This window comes from Mycobacterium sp., assembly GCF_004298145.1.
Lineage (GTDB): Bacteria > Actinomycetota > Actinomycetes > Mycobacteriales > Mycobacteriaceae > Mycobacterium.
Window position 1 is genome coordinate 97946 of the sequence record NZ_SCRH01000033.1, and the last position, 16870, is coordinate 114815.

The 16870-nt window shown below is 66.8% G+C and carries 21 protein-coding genes; 8 read left to right on the forward strand and 13 right to left on the reverse strand.

Annotated features, from left to right (window positions below; all coding sequences use genetic code 11):
- Window positions 1-96: 96 nt before the first annotated feature.
- The 6 genes from EPN51_RS12920 to EPN51_RS12945 form a co-directional block, all read right to left on the reverse strand.
- Window positions 97-927, reverse strand: a complete 831-nt coding sequence (locus tag EPN51_RS12920) for an ESX secretion-associated protein EspG (RefSeq protein WP_293042875.1) — start codon at window positions 925-927, stop codon at window positions 97-99.
- 114 nt (window positions 928-1041) lie between these two features.
- Window positions 1042-1329, reverse strand: a complete 288-nt coding sequence (locus tag EPN51_RS12925; protein WP_008262888.1) for a WXG100 family type VII secretion target — start codon at window positions 1327-1329, stop codon at window positions 1042-1044.
- A gap of 51 nt (window positions 1330-1380) precedes the next feature.
- Complete coding sequence (locus EPN51_RS12930; RefSeq protein WP_008262887.1) at window positions 1381-1695, reverse strand: WXG100 family type VII secretion target; 315 nt, start codon at window positions 1693-1695, stop codon at window positions 1381-1383.
- 101 nt (window positions 1696-1796) lie between these two features.
- Window positions 1797-2969 carry a PPE family protein gene (locus tag EPN51_RS12935; RefSeq protein ID WP_293042911.1) on the reverse strand — a complete coding sequence of 391 codons (1173 nt, stop codon included), beginning with the start codon at window positions 2967-2969 and terminating at the stop codon, window positions 1797-1799.
- Window positions 2970-3000: 31 nt separating this feature from the next.
- Window positions 3001-3306: a PE domain-containing protein gene (locus EPN51_RS12940; RefSeq protein ID WP_293042914.1), complete on the reverse strand. Its 306-nt coding sequence runs from the start codon at window positions 3304-3306 to the stop codon at window positions 3001-3003.
- 450 nt (window positions 3307-3756) lie between these two features.
- A complete protein-coding gene (locus EPN51_RS12945; RefSeq protein WP_293042917.1) occupies window positions 3757-5085 on the reverse strand; it encodes a HAMP domain-containing sensor histidine kinase in 1329 nt (442 codons plus the stop codon).
- A 212-nt stretch (window positions 5086-5297) separates the two neighbouring features.
- Between EPN51_RS12945 and EPN51_RS12950 the strand changes: the two genes are divergently transcribed.
- The 3 genes from EPN51_RS12950 to EPN51_RS12960 are packed head-to-tail and all read left to right on the forward strand — an operon-like array spanning window position 5298 to window position 8434.
- The gene (locus EPN51_RS12950; RefSeq protein ID WP_293042920.1) at window positions 5298-5948 is read left to right on the forward strand and encodes a TetR/AcrR family transcriptional regulator; all 651 of its coding nucleotides are present in this window, start codon (window positions 5298-5300) and stop codon (window positions 5946-5948) included.
- A complete protein-coding gene (locus EPN51_RS12955; RefSeq protein ID WP_293042923.1) occupies window positions 5945-7156 on the forward strand; it encodes an acyl-CoA dehydrogenase family protein in 1212 nt (403 codons plus the stop codon). Before EPN51_RS12950 ends, EPN51_RS12955 begins: the two co-directional genes overlap by 4 nt.
- 60 nt (window positions 7157-7216) lie before the next feature.
- A complete protein-coding gene (locus EPN51_RS12960; protein ID WP_293042926.1) occupies window positions 7217-8434 on the forward strand; it encodes a GNAT family N-acetyltransferase in 1218 nt (405 codons plus the stop codon).
- A gap of 141 nt (window positions 8435-8575) precedes the next feature.
- Here the strand turns inward: EPN51_RS12960 and EPN51_RS12965 are convergent, their stop codons facing one another.
- The 3 genes from EPN51_RS12965 to EPN51_RS12975 form a co-directional block, all read right to left on the reverse strand.
- Window positions 8576-8857 (reverse strand): hypothetical protein, encoded by a 282-nt coding sequence (locus EPN51_RS12965; protein WP_293042929.1) that lies wholly within the window; start codon window positions 8855-8857, stop codon window positions 8576-8578.
- Between the two features lie 63 nt (window positions 8858-8920).
- Window positions 8921-9958, reverse strand: a complete 1038-nt coding sequence (locus tag EPN51_RS12970) for an LLM class F420-dependent oxidoreductase (protein WP_293042932.1) — start codon at window positions 9956-9958, stop codon at window positions 8921-8923.
- A gap of 11 nt (window positions 9959-9969) precedes the next feature.
- The gene (locus EPN51_RS12975) at window positions 9970-10392 is read right to left on the reverse strand and encodes a nuclear transport factor 2 family protein (RefSeq protein WP_293042935.1); all 423 of its coding nucleotides are present in this window, start codon (window positions 10390-10392) and stop codon (window positions 9970-9972) included.
- Window positions 10393-10513: 121 nt separating this feature from the next.
- Between EPN51_RS12975 and EPN51_RS12980 the strand changes: the two genes are divergently transcribed.
- Window positions 10514-11086: a PadR family transcriptional regulator gene (locus EPN51_RS12980; protein WP_293042938.1), complete on the forward strand. Its 573-nt coding sequence runs from the start codon at window positions 10514-10516 to the stop codon at window positions 11084-11086.
- A 3-nt stretch (window positions 11087-11089) separates the two neighbouring features.
- Window positions 11090-11845 carry a haloacid dehalogenase type II gene (locus EPN51_RS12985; protein ID WP_293042941.1) on the forward strand — a complete coding sequence of 252 codons (756 nt, stop codon included), beginning with the start codon at window positions 11090-11092 and terminating at the stop codon, window positions 11843-11845.
- A gap of 46 nt (window positions 11846-11891) precedes the next feature.
- Here EPN51_RS12985 and EPN51_RS12990 read toward each other — a convergent pair whose 3' ends face one another.
- The gene (locus EPN51_RS12990) at window positions 11892-12611 is read right to left on the reverse strand and encodes a CoA pyrophosphatase (protein ID WP_293042944.1); all 720 of its coding nucleotides are present in this window, start codon (window positions 12609-12611) and stop codon (window positions 11892-11894) included.
- 72 nt (window positions 12612-12683) lie between these two features.
- Here EPN51_RS12990 and EPN51_RS12995 point away from each other — a divergent pair, with 72 nt between their 5' ends.
- Both EPN51_RS12995 and EPN51_RS13000 read left to right on the forward strand, forming a co-directional pair.
- Entirely contained in the window at window positions 12684-13577 is an 894-nt protein-coding gene (locus EPN51_RS12995; protein WP_293042947.1) for a hypothetical protein, read from the forward strand.
- The gene (locus EPN51_RS13000) at window positions 13574-13840 is read left to right on the forward strand and encodes a YdeI/OmpD-associated family protein (protein ID WP_293042950.1); all 267 of its coding nucleotides are present in this window, start codon (window positions 13574-13576) and stop codon (window positions 13838-13840) included. Before EPN51_RS12995 ends, EPN51_RS13000 begins: the two co-directional genes overlap by 4 nt.
- A gap of 35 nt (window positions 13841-13875) precedes the next feature.
- Here the strand turns inward: EPN51_RS13000 and EPN51_RS13005 are convergent, their stop codons facing one another.
- The 3 genes from EPN51_RS13005 to EPN51_RS13015 all read right to left on the reverse strand — a co-directional run bounded on the left by EPN51_RS13005 (window position 13876) and on the right by EPN51_RS13015 (window position 15834).
- Entirely contained in the window at window positions 13876-14229 is a 354-nt protein-coding gene (locus tag EPN51_RS13005) for a VOC family protein (RefSeq protein ID WP_067170886.1), read from the reverse strand.
- 71 nt (window positions 14230-14300) lie between these two features.
- On the reverse strand, window positions 14301-14816 hold the full coding sequence (locus tag EPN51_RS13010) for a hypothetical protein (protein WP_293042958.1): 516 nt from the start codon (window positions 14814-14816) through the stop codon (window positions 14301-14303).
- 133 nt (window positions 14817-14949) lie between these two features.
- Window positions 14950-15834, reverse strand: coding sequence for a cyclopropane mycolic acid synthase family methyltransferase (locus EPN51_RS13015; RefSeq protein ID WP_293042960.1), 885 nt, complete (start codon window positions 15832-15834; stop codon window positions 14950-14952).
- A 349-nt stretch (window positions 15835-16183) separates the two neighbouring features.
- On the opposite strand from EPN51_RS13015, the gene EPN51_RS13020 reads away from it, so the two are divergent.
- Complete coding sequence (locus tag EPN51_RS13020) at window positions 16184-16756, forward strand: hemerythrin domain-containing protein (protein WP_293042963.1); 573 nt, start codon at window positions 16184-16186, stop codon at window positions 16754-16756.
- The last annotated feature ends 114 nt before the right edge of the window (window positions 16757-16870 follow it).

Here is a 16870-nt window from a genome sequence, read left to right on the forward strand (position 1 = left end):
GTTTACCCGTTCAGAAACCTTTCAAGTGCGACAGGCGTTGTTATTACAAGACTTTGGTTAACTAAGTTACTTCGGCATCCGATAACCGGCTCACTGTCACACCACACGCCGATACGAGTGCCACTCGTCGCCGGCGGGCAATCGGCGGATGAGCCGTTGCACCGCTCCGCCGATATCGCTGCGCGAGCCGGGCGAGAGAATCTGGTAGCGCCGCCGCCCCGAGGTGACGCTTTCGATGCAGACCCGCCCCCCGGGGGTGTCGACGATGGACACCGTCGAATCACCGACGGCCACGCGCGCCAATTCGTCCGGCCCGACACCGGCCTGCAGCGCAACGATGTTCGCGTGCGCGGACCGCGCGGGATCGGCGGCCGTGAGAACCACCTGCAGCTGGTCGGCGTCGAGACGCTGTTCGAGCAGAAACGCTCGCAGGCTGGCGGTGTCGCGCACCGAGTTCAGCAATTGCTCGGTGTCCAGGGTGACCGGCCGCAGCGGCGCCGCCTCGGCCACGCCGCACAGCCGCTCGATCTGACCGACCACGAGCTCGCTGGCCGTTGATTCGTTGCTGGCCGTACCGGCGGGGTACAAGCGCACCAGGTCACCGTGACGCTCCAAGACCACCCACCAGGTCGCGAAACGGCTGATCGATGCACGCGTCGGCTCGCGCCCAGGGACACCGATCATCACGACCAACCCCAGGTCTCGCCGCAACAGGACGGTGAGCCATTCGCGGATCATCGGGTCGACGTTGCCGGCCTCGTCGAGCGCACCGGCGGCCACCAACTCGGCGGCCGCGGGGTGATTTAGCGCGCGCTCCGGGGTGTCGAGCCGCGGCAGCATCGGCCGCAACCCCAGTTCGGGGCAGGTTTGCTCCACCCCGGTGACCGCCTGCAGCACCCACAAGCCATCGACCGTCGTTGTCAGCATGTCGCCCCGCCTTTGATCAGCGACTCCCTCGACCGGCGAAAAGGAGACCGAAGGCGGGGCACATACGCGCGGCGCAGCTGCCCCACCTTCGCCTGCCCCGGTGGTGGAGCGGGCTCAGAACAGGCCGGCGATGTGCTGGTCTGTACTGAGCGCACTGTCGAGCACGTGCGAGGTCGTCTGCCCGTGCTGGCGGATGGTGTCGATGAGACCCTGCAGCCCCGACAGCATCTGCGCCTGCGCCTCGAAGAAGCCCGACGCGCCGTGGCCGGCGAAGAATTCCTGCAGGGCGTGTGTCCGGTTCGAGGTGTCGTCGAAAATGGACTGCAGCTGGCCGGCGCGGGAAGCGACATCGGTGGCGAAGTCGGCTACGGCACCCGGGTTGTAAGTGATCGGGTCGGACATTGTGAATTTCCTTTCAAAAGGCCTTTATGGATTTACGAATGAGTGGACGGGTCAGGAGCCGTGGCCGCCGAAAAGCGCGGTAAAGGCGTGCGAAGAATCCGCCTCGTGGCCTTCCATCAGTGCCGCCGCCTTCGTGAGGCCCTCAGCCAGGCGCGTGCCGCCGGTCAAGACTTTGTTCAAGTCATTTTGGACTTCGATGGCCGTCGCGTGCGACGCGGCGACCGCGTCACCAGACCAAGTGGCCGGGTTCATCACATTTTCCTGATTTGCGACGTACCCCTGACCGATCCCGATCGCATGTTCCATGTTCGCCTGAATCGCGTTTGAAGTATCGCGAAGCATTTGCGGGGTCACCTTGATTGTCACGGAATTCTCCTTCTGCGGTTGGCCGCCCCCCGTAAGGGCATGGGGCGAAGTGTATGGCGGCTATTTGGCCCTGTCGATTCACCTTTCACCAGGGGTGTGTTTCAGACTCGAGCGTCGACAACCCGCACCGTCGCGGGCTGTTCGGCTTTGTCGCGGGACCCGCGGTCACCGCCCGCCCCGTGCCCCACGGGCATGCCGCCCATCGGGGCGCCACCCATCGTCGTGGTCTGCGGTCGCATGCCCTCGGCGCCCAATGCCCCGGCCGGCCGCAGCCCCACCGGCCGGCCACTGGCGGCGGGCTCGAAGGCGCTGACCGGGCGGGTGAAACTGGTCGCGGGCACGCCCGCGCTGCCCATGGACGCACCCCCACCGGCTTCCGCCGCGGAAAGTCCGGTGGCCGACACCGCCGAGACTGCGGGTGTCGCCCCGCCCAGGCCCATGGCGCCAGGATTGGCGAACATCCCCATCAGCGGCTGCATCATCTGCATCGGAGCCTGCATCGCCTGCATGGGAGCCTGCATCACCTGGGGGGCCGCTCCCATCAGCTGCTGCACGGGCTGCATCAAGGTGCCGGCCTGACCCATGAAGTCCTGGGCACCCGAGGTCGCCTGACCGGCGCCCTGCGACCCCGTCTGGGCGCCCTGCATGGCGGCGCGCATGCCGTCGCCGGCACCCATATCCGCGGCAGACTCGCCAACCGCCGCCGCCGCCTGCGCCGGCGCCGCCGGTGAGGCGCCCATGGTTGCGATCGGCGGCGGAATGGTCAGGCTTTGGGACAGCGCCGTGAGGATCGTTCCGTAGCTGGCCCCGACCGCGGAGTTGTTCGGCCACATCGAGCCGAAGTACTCGAGCTCCAGCGACGTGATCCGTGGGGTCAACGCACCGAGCACCAGCGGGTTGATGCCGTAGTCGGCGGCGGTCTCGGTGCGGTTGCCGATGCATTCGGGAGCCGGGCGCATCGAGCCATACGCCATCTGATACGCCGAGACCGCGGTCGAAACCACGGCCGGTTTGACGTCGACCCAGCCGGCAAGCCCGTGCAGCGACGCGTTCAGGGCGGTGGCGTTGGTCGCCGAGGCCAACGAACCGGCGCCCGTCCAGCTCGCCGACGTCGCGACGGTGTTGATGGTCGAGGCGATGCTGGAACCGTGATGGGTCGCCGCCAACGCGGTCCAGGCTGCCTGGTTCGCCAAATGAGTGACAACGCCCGCGCCCGCCTTGAGCAATAGGTCGTTTTCCTCAGGCGTACGCGCAGCCCACCCCGGATCGGCCATGCGCACTTCCCCCTTTAAACGTCGCTAGCGACTAAGCGCCAATAGCCAGCGTCAAGCTGCGCATGAGCTCAGTGACGACGTAGGTCCCCGAGGCGAGGCTCTGCGTGCCGGAGAACAAGCCGCGCTGAGCGGCGTGCTCGGACACCACACCCAGGTAGCCGGCGCCGCACGCGTTCAGCGCCGCCGCGAACATCGCCGAGTCGGGATCCCCGCCCATCGGCAGCACTCCCAGCAGCACCGGCGACGCCGCCGAGGCCGCCGCCTCGGTCTCCGCGCTGATCGCCGACTCGGCGGCTGCTGATGCCAGAACCGCCTCTGACTGCACCGAAACAACCATGATTCCCTCCGAACGCTCAACGCCAAAGCGACGTGCTTGGGGCCCGCTTGGGGCCTTAGTGTAGTGCGGTTTAGCTGATCTTGTATTCGGTCCCTATCGGCCGGATGTGCGGCCCTTGATTTCGGTAACTAATGCTGGTCCCCAGCGTGAAACCAGTGATTTCCCACGAGGAGTCGTTAATAACCTCAATCACCACTCAAGGCCCGGCAGTCACAAAAGCACCGCGGTTATCTCGTGCGACCCGCTCTGTAGACGTCGAGTTCGATACCGAATAGGTCATCCCGAAAGGCGGCGTAATGGTAGCCGGCATATTGCGGGAAATGGCGGGGCGGGCAAACGGCGTGCGCCGCCAATCGAACCCCGCGCCATTAATAGCCGGGCCGGCTTTCGGCAGGCATATCGGAAAAGTATTTCTTGGCCGCAACGATCGGATCCAATTCGGCAAGGCCACTAGGCCGGACCACGCCCGTCGCCGGCCAGCCTCAGCAGAAGTCGGGTGCCACCGAGCGGGCTGGCCTGCAATGCCGCTGTGCCGCCGTGCAATTCGGCTTGCTGAGCGACCAGCGCCAGGCCCAGCCCCGACCCCGAACGCGAGGCCGTCGATCCGCGGGCGAAGCGTTCGAACACCGCGGCACGTTCGGATTCCGGGACCCCGGTGCCGTCGTCGTCGATCGCGATCTCGACGCCCTCGCCGGAACTGCTGACGGTCAGCTGGATCTTGCCGGCATTGCCGTGCTTGACGGCGTTGGCGATCGCGTTGTCGATGACCAGCCGCAGGCCGGTGGGCAGCCCGATCATCAGCACCGTCGGCGAGGGCACCAGCGACACCTCGACGTCGGGGTAGATGCGCAGCGCGTCGTGCGCGGCACGATCCAGCAGTTCGGTGATGTCGAACGGGACGAAATCGTCGACGGTGGTCAGTTCGCCCTGGGCCAGCCGCTCCAGCGCCGTCAGCGTCGCTTCGATGCGGCTCTGGGTGCGGATGACGTCGCCGATGACCTCATGCCGCTGCTCGGGCGGCAGGTCCAACGTGGACAACACCTCCAGGTTGGTGCGCATGGCCGTCAACGGCGTGCGCAGCTCATGGGAGGCGACCGCGGCGAAGTCGCGGGCCGATTCGAGCGCCGCCCTGGTGCGCTGTTGTTCGTTGCCGATGCGGGCCAGCATTCCCTCGACCGCCTCGGCGATCTCCACGGCCTCGCGCACACCCCGAACCTGGACCTCGTCGGGGCTGGACTGGGCGTTGATCGCGCGGGCTTGCTGGGCCAGCAACAGGAACGGGTTGACCATGATCAACGAGATCACCCAGCCCACCACGACCGTGCCGCCGATGACACTGGCGCAGATCAGCAACACCCGCAGATGCAACTCGTTGATCCGATGCTGGGCTTCGGCCAAGGGCGCGGCCAGCGCGATCGAGGCGGGGCCCGCGGTGAAGGTACGGACGCGGTACTGCACGCCATTGATGGTGGTGTTGGCATAACCGTCGGGAAGCTGGGGCAGCACGATGTCGCTGGGCACCGACACGGTGACATCGCCGATGCGCGCGGTGCGCACCAGGTTGCCGTCCGGGGTGGCCCGGTCCGGACTGTTGCGCTCGGCGTTGTTGAGCAGGCTGCTGATGTCGCCCAGACTGCTGACCGAATCGAGCCGGCGATCGAGTTGGCTGTACTGGTCGTTGGTGACGCCCACCCACACCCAGGTGCCCAGCAGGACGACCAGGGTGATCACCGACAACGCGGCGACGATGACGATGGTGCGCAGTGACAGCACCCGCATCGGCAGCTGTACACGCGGTAAGACGCGGATGTCGGGCTCCTTCAGTGGGTTCGCTCGGCCGGATACAGCCCTCACAGCCGTACCGGTCCGGCACGCTCAAGCGCAGCGGTGTTTCGCAAGAATTTAACGCTAACCTCATCGCTTCCTCGTCTGTCACGTGCCGAAACCCGCGGGATTTTGCCGCGGGCATGGTGAGTGAGTACTCTCTCACCATGCTTGCCGGGCCCGGTCGGGGACGCGATCGGCTGCTGTCCGCAGCGTTGCGCCTGTTCGCCGACAAGGGTTACGCGGCGACGTCGGTCGCCGACATCCAGCGCGCATCGGGCCTGGCGCCGGGGTCGGGCGCGCTCTACAAACACTTCGGCTCCAAACGCGAACTGCTCGAAGCCGCGGTTGCGCACCGCATCGACAGCATCGTGGCCGCGCGCGAGCAGTACGACGCGGGGCAACCGGGCAGCGTCGAGCAAGCGGTGCGCATCGCGGGACAGCTGATCTGGAGCAACCTCAAACACAGCGAGGATCTGCTCAAGGTCATGCTGCGCGAACCCGACGAGCTCGGCGATCTCGACGAGAAGACATGGCAGATCATCACCGACAACGCCTACCAGCGTTTCGCCGATGAATTGGCCGCGTCCAATCGCTCCGGCCGCACCAGCATTCCCGACCCCGAAGCGGCCGCGGCCGTCGCGATCGGATCGCTGTCCTACGCGGCGACGCTGCAAGCGCTGACCGGCCGCCTGCCCGGCAACACCGACGAAGAACGGTACTTCGAGGCGTGGGTCAACCAGACGGTCAGCGTCCTCGCGCAATACGCAATCACCCGAAACCCGTTGAACACCAATGATTCAGGAGCTCAGCCGTGACGTTTTCACTACACCTGTCCGACGACGTGATCGAAGTTCGCGATTGGGTGCACCAGTTCGCCGCCGACGTCGTCCGCCCCGCCGCCGCGGAATGGGACGAACGAGAGGAAACGCCGTGGCCGGTGATCCAGGAAGCGGCAAAGGTGGGGCTGTACTCTCCCGAGCTGTTCGCCCAGCAGGCGGCCGAGCCGACGGGCCTGGGCATGCTGACGGTGTTCGAGGAATTGTTCTGGGGCGACGCGGGCATCGCCCTGTCCATCATGGGTACGGGGCTCGCCGCGGCGGCGTTGGCGGGCAACGGTACCCCGGAACAGCTGGGCCGCTGGCTGCCCGAAATGTTCGGCACCGCCGACGAACCCAAGCTGGGCGCGTTCTGTTCGTCCGAGCCCGACGCGGGCTCCGACGTCGGTGCCATCCGCACGCGGGCGCGCTACGACGAGGCGACCGGTGAGTGGGTCCTCAACGGCACCAAGACCTGGGCGACCAACGGCGGCATCGCCAACGTGCACATCGTGGTGGCGTCGGTCTACCCCGAGCTCGGCACCCGCGGCCAGGCGACCTTCGTGATCCCGGCCGGTGTCAAGGGGCTGGCGCAAGGCCAGAAATTCAAGAAGCACGGGATCCGCGCCTCCCACACCGCCGAGGTGGTGCTCGACAACGTCCGGCTGCCCGAGGACCACATCCTCGGAGGCCGGGAGAAGTTCGAGGCGCGCATCGCCCGCGTCAAATCCGGTGCCTCCGCCCGGGGGCAGGCCGCGATGAAGACCTTCGAGCGCACCCGGCCCACCGTCGGCGCGATGGCCGTCGGTGTGGCCCGGGCCGCCTACGAGTATGCCCTCGAATATGCCTGCCAGCGTGAGCAATTCGGCCGCAAGATCGGTGAGTTCCAGGCGGTGGCGTTCAAGTTGGCGGACATGAAGTGCCGCATCGACGCGGCCCGCCTGCTGGTGTGGCGGGCCGGATGGATGGCCCGCAACAACCAGTCATTCGACTGCGCGGAGGGGTCGATGGCCAAGCTGGTGGCCAGCGAAACCGCGGTCTACGTCACCGACGAGGCGATCCAGATCCTGGGCGGCAACGGCTACACCCGCGACTACCCCGTCGAGCGGATGCACCGCGACGCGAAGATCTTCACCATCTTCGAAGGCACCAGCGAGATCCAGCGCCTGGTGGTCTCCCGGGCGCTGACCGGCCTGCCCATCCGGTGACGGCGTAGCCGCGGGCGGCCCGCGGACCGTGCCGCGGGCGGAACACGACATGATGGCGGCATGGCCACCGAGATCCGGGTTCTCGACAGTGAAGACGACCTCATCGCCGCCGCGAATGTGTTTCGCACCGCGATGGTCGGGTTTCCGTCCCTGGCGGGTCTGGCGCCCGGCCAGATCACGACGCTGCTCGAGCCGGACCGGACCGTCGGGGCGTTCGCCGACGGGCAACTCGTCGGCACCGCCGACGCCGCGACGAGCCGATTGACGCTGCCCGGGCCGGCGATCGTGCGGCACGCCGCCGTGACCCACATCGGGGTACTACCGTCGTTCACCCGGCAGGGCATCGCCACCGAGCTGGTACGTCATCAGCTGCGCGACTTCGCGGCACGCGGTGAGGTGGTGGCGACATTGCGGGCCTCGGAGGCGACGATCTACGGGCGCTATGGCTATGGCGTCGCGAGCTCGTCGCAATCCGTCGAGGTGCGCACCGGTCGGGCGGCGCTGCGGCGCGATGTCGGGCCCGGCGGTCCGGTGCGCTTGCTCGACACCGCGCAGGCGTGGGAGCTGCTGCCCCGCATCTATGCCGAGAACCGACCGGCCCGTCCGGGAACCATCGACCGCCCGCAGGTGTGGTGGCAGGGCCTGCGGCTGCGCACCGAATCCGCCCCGGGGCCCGCATACATCGCCGTGCACGGCGAGCCGGGATCCGAATCCGGTTTCGCCCGATACCGCCCGGTCGATACCGAGCAGTGGTTCGTCAGCGACCAGAGAACCATCGTGGTCGAGGATTTCTTCGCGCCCACCGCCGAGGCGTACCTGGGACTGCTGCGGTTCCTGCTCGGGCTCGATCTGGTTGACCGCGTGGTGTTTTGGATGCTGCCGCTCGACGACCCGCTGCCCTGGCTGGTCGCCGACCGGCGGGCCGTGCGGGTGACCGCGGTGCATGACGAAACGTGGCTGCGCATCATCGACGCCCAGGCGGCGCTGACGGCCCGCGGCTACGTCGGCGACGGTGCCGTCACCGTCGCGGTCAATGATCCTCTGCTACCGGCTAATTCGGATTGTTTCACCATTGGGGGCGACGGCGTGGCGGTCACCGACCGGCGACCCGACCTCACCGTCGATGTCGAGGGGTTGGCCGCCGTTCTGCTGGGTGGGGTCACGTGGCGCGAGCTCGCCGTCGCCGGGCTGGCCCGGACCGCCGACCCGGCCGTGCTCGCGGTCGCCGATCGACTGTTCGCCGTGCCCGAGGCACCCCACGCCGGGTTCTTCTTCTGACAACACCGGGCGTCGGTGTCCGTGCCGCATGGCTTGATTCGGGCGGCGACGGTTGGACGGCGGCGCGGGGCCCGGCTGTCCGGCGGGGTGCCCGCGGAGTTACTGCTGGGTCAGCCGCGGCGCCGTCGCGGCTAACAGCCGTCAGCCGTGCGGCGCCTCGGAGATCTTGGTGTCCGGCTTTCCGAGCGTCTGGCAGTACGTCGTCACCGAGAGCCGGGTTGCTGAAATCTCCACGTTGGTCGGGTCGGCACCGCTCTTGTCTTTCAGCATCTTGCTGACCTCATCATTCTGCTTCTTCTCGTCCTGCGTGGTGAAGTCTTTGCACTTGGTGTCACCGCCGGTGTTGATGACCTCTGAGGCCGAACACGCGCTGGACAGCAAGACGGAGATCGCGATCGTGGCTGCCGCAAGGTACTTCATCATTTGCCCTCCTGGGTGCGAGTAGTGGTATCAGTACACCAAATCGCACGGTTTCAAACCCCGCAATCACACCAGTTGGCGCAACGTCTCGATGAGCTTGACCCGCTCGGCCGCGGTCGACGCGATCGGCGCCACGTTCAGCGTGGTCACCCCCGCCTCACGGAAGGCCGCCAGACGTTCCTTGACGAACTCACGGGTACCGATCAGGTTGACGTCGCGCACCAGATCGTCGGGCACCACCTTGGCGGCGCCGTCTTTGTCACCGGCCAGGTAGAGCTCTTGAATCCGGTCGGCTTGGGGACCGTACCCATATTTGGTGGCGAGGGTGTGGTAGAAGTTCTTGCCCTTGGCGCCCATCCCGCCGATGTAAAGGGCCAGGTGTGGTTTGACGAATTCCCTTAGCGGCTCGACGTTTTCGCCGATGGCCAGTACGGGGCCGGCGTAGATGTCGAGCTCGCCCAACGCGGGGTCCCGGGTGGCCCGGCCGGCGGCCAGAGAGGCTCCCCAGACGTCCTGCGCCTTCTCGGGCAGGTAGAAGATCGGTTGCCAACCCTCGGCGATCTCGGCCGCCATTTCGACGTTTTTCGGTCCCAGCGCGGCTACCAGTATCGGGATGCGCTCTCGGACAGGCTGATTGATGAGCTTGAGGGGTTTTCCAAGCCCGGTGCCCCGGTCGGGGGGCAGCGGGATCGTATAGTGCTTGCCCTGGTGCTGCACGGTCTCGCGCCGCCACACCTGGCGGCAGATGTCGATGACTTCACGCGTCCGGCCGATCGGGGCGTCGTAGGGCACGCCGTGGAAGCCCTCGATGACCTGCGGACCGGAAGCGCCCAGGCCGAGGGTGAACCGGCCGTCGGAGACATAGTCCAGGCCGGCGGCGGTCATCGCGGTCAGCGTAGGCGTCCGGGTGTAGAGCTGCAGGATGCCCGACGCCAGCTCAACCCGTTGCGTGCTTGCCGCCAGGTAGCCGAGTGCGCTCACCGCGTCGAACGAATAGGCCTCGGGGACAAAGACGATGTCCAGCCCGGCACGCTCCAGGTCGGCCACTTCGGCGGCCACGTCCTTGAATCCGCCCGCATAATTGACGCTCAATCCAATCCGCATGGTGACTACTTCTACGCGGTGCCGGATTGATTGGCCAGTTCGAGTGCCTCCTGCTGGATGCGATCGAACTGGGCTCCCATCGCGTCGGACAACGCGGTCGCGCCCGACAGGGGCCGCACCATCACCGTGAAGTCGTCGATGAGTCCGTCGTCGTTGAAGTGGAGGAAGTCGCAACCGGTGACCTTCACGCCCGGCCGCCCCACTATCCCGGTCTCGAACACCAGGGCGTGGTCGCGTCCGCCTGCGTCATGGATCTCGCGGATGTAGCGGAAGTCCTCGAAGACGCGCAACACGCCGCGCAGGATGGCCGCGGTTATCGGCTTGCCGACATAGGGCTTGAATGCCACCGGGCTGGTGAACACCACCGTTTCGGCCAGCATTGCCTGGATGGCCTTTTCATCGCGTTCTTCGACTGCCTGGCGGAACGGGTGCATCGGCGACCTCGCGTAGTCAACTTGTTGAGTGAGTGGGATCGACGCTAGGGCCCCCACCGCACCATGTCCAGGGTGCGATTAATCACTTTGTTGATTAATCGCATGATTGTATACTCGGCCGATGTCGCTGCGTGACGCGGTCTTGGCCGCCCTCCTCGAGGGCGAGTCGTCCGGATACGACCTGGCCAAGGGTTTCGACGCCTCGGTCGCGAACTTCTGGCCGGCCACCCCGCAGCAGCTGTATCGCGAACTGGATCGGCTCGCCGAACACGGCCTCATCCGCGCGCGGGTCGTGCACCAAGAACGCCGGCCCAGCAAACGCATGTTCGCGCTGACCGAGGCCGGCCGCGAGGCGATCCGGCAATTCACCGCGAAAGCGCCGAAGCCGTCGGTGATCCGCGACGAGCTGCTGATCAAGGTCCAAGCCGCCGACGCCGGCGACATGTCCGCCGTGCGCGAACTGATCGTCGAGCGACTGCGATGGGCGAACGCCAAATCGCAGCGTTACGAACGATTGCGGGCGCGCCTGCTCGACGGCCGCAGCGAAGAGGAGTACCTCGCCCAGGCCGAGCGAATCGGGCCCTACCTGACGCTGATCCGCGGAATCTCGTTCGAGGAGGAGAACATTCGATGGGCCGAGCACGCCCTGGCCATCATCGAACGCCGCCTGCAGGCCGGCACGGCGTTAGCCTGAGGAATGACCGATTACCGTTCGCCTTCGACCGGCCGGACAATACGAGCCGTCCTGTTCGATACGTTCGGAACAGTCGTCGACTGGCGCTCCGGGATCGCCGCCTCGGTGCGGGATTTCGCGCAGAGCCAGCACATCAGTCTCGACCCTGACGCGTTCGCGCTGGAATGGCGGAGTCGCTACCTGCCATCGATGTCCGAAATCCGCTCGGGCCGGCGCGGATTCGTGTCTCTGGACGTTCTGCATCGCGAGAACCTCGTTGCGTCGTTCGAGAAGTTCGGCATCAACGCCGAGGCGCTGCCCGACGACGAGGTGGAGGGACTCGCCCGGTCGTGGCGCTGGCTGCCGGCGTGGCCGGATAGCATCGAGGGCATCCAGGCCATGAAGCGACACGTCATTGTCGGGCCGCTGTCCAACGGCAACACTGGACTGCTGGTCGAGATGGCGAAGTACGCGGGCCTGTCGTGGGATGTGGTACTCGGTTCCGATGTCAGCAAGGCCTACAAGCCCGACCCGCGCGCATACCGAGCCCCCGCACGCTTGCTGGGTCTAGAACCCGGTGAAGTGATGCTGGTGGCGGCGCACGCCCCCGACCTCGAGGCGGCCCGTAACAGCGGCCTGGCGACCGGTTTCGTCGCGCGCCCAAAGGAGTACGGACCGGGCCAGCAATCAGCCGCCGCGCCCGCGGGCGCCTGGGACGTCTCGGGCACAACGCTGGTCGAATTGGCGAGGTCGCTGTTCGGTGCGCCGGGCCAACGTTGAGGCGAGGGCTATCCGTGTGCCCCGAATCGAATTGGTTGCACGCTAGCTACTTCCAGGCGAAGACCGGTTGTTCCAGCCCGTCGACCGGGTCGTGACGGCCCTCCAGGCCCAGCCACCGCAGCTGCAGCAGCACCGCACCGGTCGGTGCGTGGATCAGGTCTCCCCCCAACGGGATCTGCACGACCGGCCGCGGGCTCTCCGGGATGGCGATGAACCGTGGCGAATCGTCGCGCTGCAGTTGGTGCAGCCCCACCCGGTACACGGCGACGACCTCAGCGGGTGATGGGTGCGGATCCAGGCGCCCGCCTCCCCAAATCACCACGGGGGTAATGACGTATCCGGACCGGGTCGGGTAGTCGTCGAGCAGGCCCAGCACGGTCAACTCGGGCAATTCGATGCCGACCTCCTCGCGCAATTCCCGTAGCGCGGCCTCGACTGCGGTCTCACCCGGGTCGACGCGGCCGCCGGGAAGTGCCCACTGCGCCGCATGTGAGGTGAGGCGAGACGCCCTGCGGCACAGCAGGAACGCGGCACCGCCTGACACGTCGACCATGCGCCCGTCGAGGCCGGCCGCCGGCAGCGCCCGGCCGGCGTTCCAGTCGTCCACCGGCGCCGGATCCACCCTGTCCTCCCCGATGTCGGAATCGACGAGCACCACCGCGACGGCGGCGTGGCGCTTGGTCGGATCGGCCACGATCCGGCGGTCATGACCGGCCAGATTGCTCCGGATCCGCTCATGTAGTGACTGGTCATAGGGGATGATCACCTCTCGAGACTAGGCCGCCGCGCTCAGCTCGCGTGCTTGGTCCCTGCGCGCAACCAGTGGTTAACTGCGAGCATGCGAAGACAACCGGTGCTGGCCCGACGCCTCTTCGATCGGTACGAGCCGGTGCATGCGGTGACGTATTTCGCGCCCGAGGCGCGGGCGGCGTTGGACGCGTTGGGTTATCGGGGTTTCTGGATGGGCTATTTCGCGGCCCGCTCGGCGCCGCTGGGCATGGCGCCGTGGGAGGTCGTGACCGCGGTCTTCTACAACTTTGCACCCGAACGGGTTGCCAAGGCGCTGCCGGCGGCGTGGGAGATCGCGGGCCCGCAGGCCGCGTTGCAGGCACGGCAGGAGTCCGCGGTGGCGGCGCTGCGCCGCTACGGCCTCGGCTCCGACGAAAACGTCGGCGTGGCAGCCGAACTCGCCGGGAAAGCGGCGCGGCACGCACCGCTCGATGCTCGCCCGTTATTCGCCGCGAATCTGGCGCTGCCCTGGCCGGACGATCCCCTGGCCGCACTGTGGCACGCCACGACGCTGTTGCGCGAGCAGCGCGGTGACGCGCACGTGGCGGTGCTGGCCGCGGCCGGTATCTCCGGCCGCGAGTCTAACGTCTTACATGCCGCGGCGGGCAACGTCTCTCGCGACTACATGGCGCGGGCCCGCGATTACGACGAGACGGCGTGGCGTCATCACGAACAACGCCTCGCCGAGCGGGGTCTGCTCGACTATGACGGGTCGCTGACCGCCGCGGGACGCGACCTGAAGGCTGACATCGAATCGACAACCGACGCGCTGTCCTTGTCGGCGCTCGACGCGCTCAGCGACGACGAGGTCGAGAGGCTGTTCCGGGCGCTTTCCCCCATCACCCGCGTCGTGATCGCCGGCGGCGATATCCCCGCAGCGACCCCGATGACGTTGCGTCGCGATGAATTGCAGGATGACAGCGCGCATTTGGCGGGCCGGTGAGGGGCCGGCGCGTACCCGGTGGGGTGGTGCACAAGCTGCCCGCCGACCTGCGCGAGGCGTTGATCGCCAACGCCGCGGCGCTGGGCGCCTGGAATGACATCACGCCGTTGGCCCGAAACGAGTTCATCTGTTGGGTCGAGGATGCCAAGCAGGAGGCGACCCGGGCCCGCCGTATCCGCCGTACCCAGGAGGAACTGGAGGAAGGCAAACGCCGGCCGTGCTGCTGGCCGGGCTGCAAACACCGCGAACGCATCGGAAGATAAGCGCCCACCGAGCGCACCCGGAACGTCGAACGCCGCTAGCGGGCCAGGGGCTTGTAGAAGACCAAGCCGTTGCCCTTGTTGTCATAGACCACGGCGCGTCGTTCGTGAGCATCGTCGTACGGGCCCTTCACGATGCCACCACCGCTGGCCTCGACAGCTTTCGCCGCGGCATCGACGTCCGCGGTCTTGATACCGACGACGACCTGCCCGGGGATCGGATGGTCCACCGCGGTCGCCAGCGCCAACGTGACGGGGCCGGCATCGAGGGCCGCAAAATGCGCCCCGTCGCGAAACTTCAGCGGCATGCCCAGGGTCTCACTGTAGAACCGGATCGACTCATCCAAGTCGTCGGTCGACAGGATGATCATCTTTGCTTCGTGCTCGCTCATGGCGCCTCCCTATGGCCGGATCGCTACCAGCCTAATGGGGCGGATGGCCCACGGAAATCCAGGGATCGCGCTCAGGCCGCGCCGGACGGAACCGCGCGGCCCTCAAGGTAATCCATGGGCGGCGCATCGCCGTGTCCCGCACCTCGGTCGGCCACCGCGGTAGCCAGTGCCGTCCCACCCTCGATGGTCCCCACCACAACCACTCGGTCGTTGACCGTGAATTGCGGTGCCGCGGCGGCAGGTTGGCGTGCGCCGTAAGTGATGACGGTGGTGTCCGGGGTGAAGCGATAGGTCTGGGTGCGCCCGTCGGCGCTGCGCATGGTCACCGAGTCCACTGTCACGGCGATCACGGTGCCCTCCTGTTTCACCGGCTGCGAGACCGTCGGCGGCCCCACATCGGCGACGACGGTTCGCTTCTCTGCGTGAACCCCGTTGAGCACCAACGCCGTCGCGCCCGCCGCGCACAACAGCGAGGCGCAGACGATCTCACATGCCGTCGCCACACCGGACAGCCCGCGCCGCCGGCCTCGATCGGTCGGCATCGGGGTTTGCTCCGGCGACTCCGGCATGCGGTGTTTGGCTGCCACGACCCGTCCTTCCTGCGGTTTGCGCCGAAGGACGTCGGCGCCAACCCGATCAGGTTGTTGCCGTGGAATTACCCGCCGTGCTATGCCGGTAAACCGGATTCCCCCCGGTTGGGAGGTGTGGCGGGAACCGCAGTTAGCCCTTGACCAGGGTGAACTGTGCGATGTCGGTGTAGCCCTCACGGAACAAATCCGCGCAACCGGTCAGGTACTTCATGTACCGGTCGTAGACCTCTTCGGACTGGATCGCGATGGCCTCGTCGCGGCGCGCCTCGAGCGCGGCCGCCCAGGTGTCGAGGGTGCGGGCGTAGTGCAGGCGCAGCGGCTGGATCAGCTTCACCCCGAAGCCGGCCCGCTCGGCGTGCTCCACGACGCCCTTGGCTTGGGGAAGGTCCCCGCCCGGGAAGATCTCGTCCATGATGAATTTCATGAAGCGCAGCTTGGTCATGGTGAGGGGCAGTCCGCGCTCGGCGAACTCCTCGTCACTGGGCTTGATGATGGTGTGCAGCATCATCACACCGTCCGCCGGAAGTGCCTCGTAGGCGGTCTTGAAGAAATCGTTGTAGCGGCTCCGCCCGAAGTGCTCGAAGGCGCCGATCGACACGATGCGGTCGACCTTTTCGTCGAACTGCTCCCAGCCTTCTAGCAGCACCCGCTTGGACCGCGCGGACGGATGGCTGTCGAGGCGGCGCTGCACGTGCGCCTGCTGATTGCGGCTCAGCGTGAGCCCGACGACGTTGACGTCATACCGCTCGAGTCCCCGGACGATAGTGGTGCCCCATCCACACCCGACGTCGAGCAATGTCATGCCCGGCTGCAATCCGAGCTTGCCCAGCGAGAGGTCGACCTTGGCGATCTGCGCCTCTTCCAGCGTCATGTCGTCGCGCTCGAAGTACGCGCAGCTGTAGGTGCGCGTCGGATCCAGGAAAAGCGCGAAAAAGTCGTCGGACAGGTCGTAGTGCGCTTGTACGTCCTCGAAATGCGGTTCCAAGCTGACGGCATCGCCGGGATTTTCGGACAAGGCACAACCTCTGACTTATTCTGATCGGGTTTGACGGCGCGATCGAACGATCGCCTCACGGACGCTCCAGTGTATCCGGCCACCTCACCGTCACCTTCCGGCGACGTCCCGTGCAGCCTCGCGCCGCCGAAAGGGCACGGGGCCAGCCAGACCGCTTACGCTCGCGCAAGTTTGGTAATCCCCTACGGCGCAGAGCAACTCGGGCAAACACGATTTGGATGATGAGAGACCCACGGCGAGTCGTTATGTTGACCCCGCAAACGGGTAAGCCGAGGCAGGCGTTCTTTAATGATGTCGAGTGCGTGCCAACCCAGCCGGTTGACGGCGTCAGAGAGGCGGAGACTCACCGATGGCCGACATCACCATGTTGATCCTCGCCGACCATGACTGGTTCCGCGAACAGTTCGCCCGCCTCGATTACCTGCAGGGCCAGCGTCCGGCCGACCGGGCCGCGCTCGAACGGGTGTGGCGACCGCTCGGAGACAAGCTCGACGTGCACGCCTACATCGAGGAAAAAATCTTCTACCCGCAGCTCCTCAAACGCGGCGGTGACGACGCCGAAGGCGAGACTCTGGACGCCATCGGCGATCACAACGACATTCGCGACGGAGTGCGCGAGGCCGATGCGGCCGAACTCGGCAGCGAGCAGTGGTGGGCGGCGGTCGGGCGAACCCGGGCGGCCAACGACGATCACATGGGCGAAGAGGAGCGCGAAGGGCTGTCGGATTTCCGTCGCAACGCCCCTATCGGTCTTCGTGAAGCGCTCGGGCGCCAGTACAGCGGGTTCATGGCCGAGCACCCCACCACCGCGGGGTTGCCGATCGCGGACCGGGACCCGCGTCTCTACGTCGAGCAGGTGGAAGCCCCGCAGTCCAAACCTACGGACTTCTCGTTGCGCATCGGCAGCCTCAAGGGTCACTGATCTCCGATCGTGCACGGAGCAACGTGACAGGGATAACCCACCCGGGCTCCGGCGACTCACGATACCTTCGTCGCCGGTGGCGGCAACCCCGTCTAGCTGGCGTTTGTCACACGC